Genomic DNA, 2,948 nt, shown 5'->3' with positions numbered 1-2,948 from the left:
ACAGCAACCCGAGATCACTACGTGAGAGGTAATAAACACGTGGTCTTTAATTACCGAGTGGTGGCCAATATGATTACCACTCCACAGCACACAGTTGTTACCGATGGTTACGAAGGGTTGAATGGTGTTATCCTCAAAAATGAAGCAGTTGTCACCAATAGTTAAATCTGGCCAGGTAGTAGCTTTAGAGCTTACGTAGCTCACCAGCGTATAGCCCATTTCCTTAGCCGCTTCGTACTTCTCGCGGCGTAGATAACTCATCTGCTTAAAGCTAATTGGTAGAAACATACGGTAGCTTTCCGGCGGATAGTGCTGAGTGACTTCTTCAAAAGGCACTAAAGGCAAACCTTCGTACTCCGGTTCGCTAGCGTAAGCCCGGTCTACCGTAAACGCTACTACTTCGTGCGGACTATCGTGCATAAAGTAAAAGTGCGCTAGACTAGCCAATTGGCTATCGCCAAATATGACTATTTTATGAGAAGAATCAGATTGGCTCATGGATTGAGGTTTTGGTGATCAATTCGTACTGGGTGAGAAGCTCGTTGATCTGGGGTACTGAGCAGTGCATTAGCACATCAATGATCGATAAGTTTGGAACGAAGGTGGCTGCGGATTGCGCGTATGTTATATCCGCTGACTGCAAAAAGCGAAGCTGTACGTTGTTCTGGCGGAATGTATCGGGCTGGTATAATTCTTTTCCTCCAATAGGGTTAACGTAGGCCGAAGCTTGTTGCAACCGGCAAATGGAAAGTATTTTATCTTGCCCATCACCATTTCGGTCGTACGGTAAATTTGAAGAATAAGCAAACTGCGTATTCAGACCCAGATACTCGGCTACGGTAGTCACGCTGTTCGCGGCAAGGTCGGCAATAGAATCAACATCAGCCGATAACACTTGATTGATTAGGCTATAAGCCTCACCGAAGAAGGGGCTTCCTTGATAAGCCTGATGCAGTGTAGTCAAAAACTTTTTGCGCCAGCGGAGGTACTCGACCAGATGAAGCCGAGTGTCTTGAATCGTTTTATTTTGACTAATCTGCTGCAATGGGACCGTAAACCGATAAGGCTTTTGTTGCACGGCTATCGTATTCCTATGAATCCATCCTTTCTTTATAAAATTTACATCATCGAAGAAAACAAACGTATCTACTGATGCTGCCAATTGGTAATATCCCAAGTAGGGAAAAATGTAGGGTTGCATCACGGCTATGTGCATCGCTAAAATAGTTGGTTGATAACCGACGATACGAATAATACTTCGTCCTCTTTTAAGGTACTATGCAACGGAAGGCACAATACTCGTTGCGTAATATCTTCAGCCACCGGGCAGGGTTCGCCCTGATGGTAAGGCAGTTGGTTCAGAGCGGGGTAAAAGTAGCGACGGGGAAAGATGCCCTGGGCTTCCATCCCTTGTTTAACTCGCTGCATGGTGTCATAATCCTCAAATATCGCTGGAAAGTAGGCATAATTGTAGGATAGAGTATTGTTGGGCTGTAGTGTTCTTATCGGAACATCCGCAAGCTGCTCTCGGTATAGTTCGGATAATTGCTTACGTCGCAGAATAGCTTCGCTCACCCGGGGGAGGTTGCACAACCCCATAGCCGCGTGGAATTCCGAGTTCTTACCATTAATGCCAAGTCGGTAATGCTCGTCGCCCCGATGGCCGAAGGCTTTGGATAAGAATATACGTTCGTCTACGGTTGAGTCATTAGTTATTACCGCTCCGCCCTCTACTGTATGAAATACTTTGGTAGCGTGAAAGCTAATAGTAGAAGCATCGCCGTACTGGTAAATGGGAGTGCCATTGAGTTTAACCCCAAAAGCATGAGCACCATCGTAAATAACTTTTAAGTTGTGCTTTTTAGCAATTCGGTCAATGGCTACTACATCACAGGGGTAGCCGTATACGTGAGTAGCCAGAATAGCGGTCGTATGCTCATCTATGCGCTCTTCAATCAAGTTGGGGTCAATACACAACGTTTCCGGATGAATATCTATAAAAACCGGTTGGCAGTTCTCCCAGTGAATAATACTCGATGTAGCTACGTAAGAATAGGAAGTAGTGAGTACCTTTCCCTTTAATTCTAGTGCGTTTAAGGCTAACTGCAAAGCTACCGTGCCATTGCTCACGTATTGTAGATACGGTACTCCTAAAAATTGTTTCAATTGATCTTCCAGCTGTTGAACTAGACGTCCATTGTTAGTTACCCATCCCTCTTCCCATATTTCCCTTACGTACGCTATGTATTCCTCTAAGGGGGGAAGATAAGTTTGAGTTACATTTAGGTCTGCTTTTAGGTCAGTCAAAATATTATGATTGTAAAAAATATTATATAAAACTAAGTTCAATATGATTAAAACACAAAAAAATATTTAAAATAGTTAATAATACTCAAAACTATTATCTATATAGTGTGAAATTATTTACAGTGAAGCAAGATCACACGTACAATATACCATAATATTGAAATAGTCTTTATTTAGTTACCTCAGTTCGTCAAGATAAAGTAAATGGGTCTTATTACTTCTTATCAGCTAAACGGACAAAAGCATTTCATTATCCGAAATAAATCATAACAATTTCGCAGTTCCCATTTGGACAAGTAATTTTTATTACTACATTTGTAGTAGTTGTACTGTAGTTATAGTATGTTTATTTACGCTGATTACTTGATTATATAGATGCTACAGCCCACTCCATTATCAGAAAGAATTAACTCACTAGATTTTTTAAGAGGAGTGGCGGTGTTAGGAATTTTGATCATCAACATTGAGTCTTTTTCTTATCCTGACCCTTGGAGTCCATATAAGTATGGGTTCGCTGATGCAGTAGATCAAAACACCCGTTTTTGGGTATTCTTTTTAGCCCAAGGCAAATTCTTTAGCATGTTCACCTTACTGTTCGGAGTAGGTTTCTATATTTTTTTGGAAAGACTAGAACGCAAAGA

Annotated in this window: 3 protein-coding genes and 1 pseudogene; 1 reads left to right on the top strand and 3 read right to left on the bottom strand. The window is 41.8% G+C overall.

The window, feature by feature from the left end:
- The 3 genes from WBA23_RS03420 to WBA23_RS03410 all read right to left on the bottom strand — a co-directional run.
- Positions 1-498, bottom strand: a 498-nt coding sequence (locus tag WBA23_RS03420; RefSeq protein ID WP_424580845.1) for an acetyltransferase, incomplete at its 3' end; no start/stop codon positions are given.
- Positions 485-1,216, bottom strand: coding sequence for a WbqC family protein (locus WBA23_RS03415; RefSeq protein WP_424580844.1), 732 nt, complete (start codon positions 1,214-1,216; stop codon positions 485-487). The genes WBA23_RS03415 and WBA23_RS03420, both read right to left, overlap by 14 nt.
- 2 nt (positions 1,217-1,218) lie before the next feature.
- Positions 1,219-2,307 (bottom strand): DegT/DnrJ/EryC1/StrS family aminotransferase, encoded by a 1,089-nt coding sequence (locus tag WBA23_RS03410; RefSeq protein ID WP_424580843.1) that lies wholly within the window; start codon positions 2,305-2,307, stop codon positions 1,219-1,221.
- A gap of 375 nt (positions 2,308-2,682) precedes the next feature.
- On the opposite strand from WBA23_RS03410, the pseudogene WBA23_RS03405 reads away from it, so the two are divergent.
- A pseudogene (locus WBA23_RS03405) lies at positions 2,683-2,948 on the top strand (hypothetical protein); the annotation flags it as partial.

Origin of the sequence: Tunicatimonas sp. (assembly GCF_049647865.1) — a bacterium.
Taxonomy (GTDB): domain Bacteria; phylum Bacteroidota; class Bacteroidia; order Cytophagales; family Cyclobacteriaceae; genus Tunicatimonas.
Note: the sequence above shows the minus strand (reverse complement) of the source record. Positions and strands in the feature narration are given on the sequence as shown.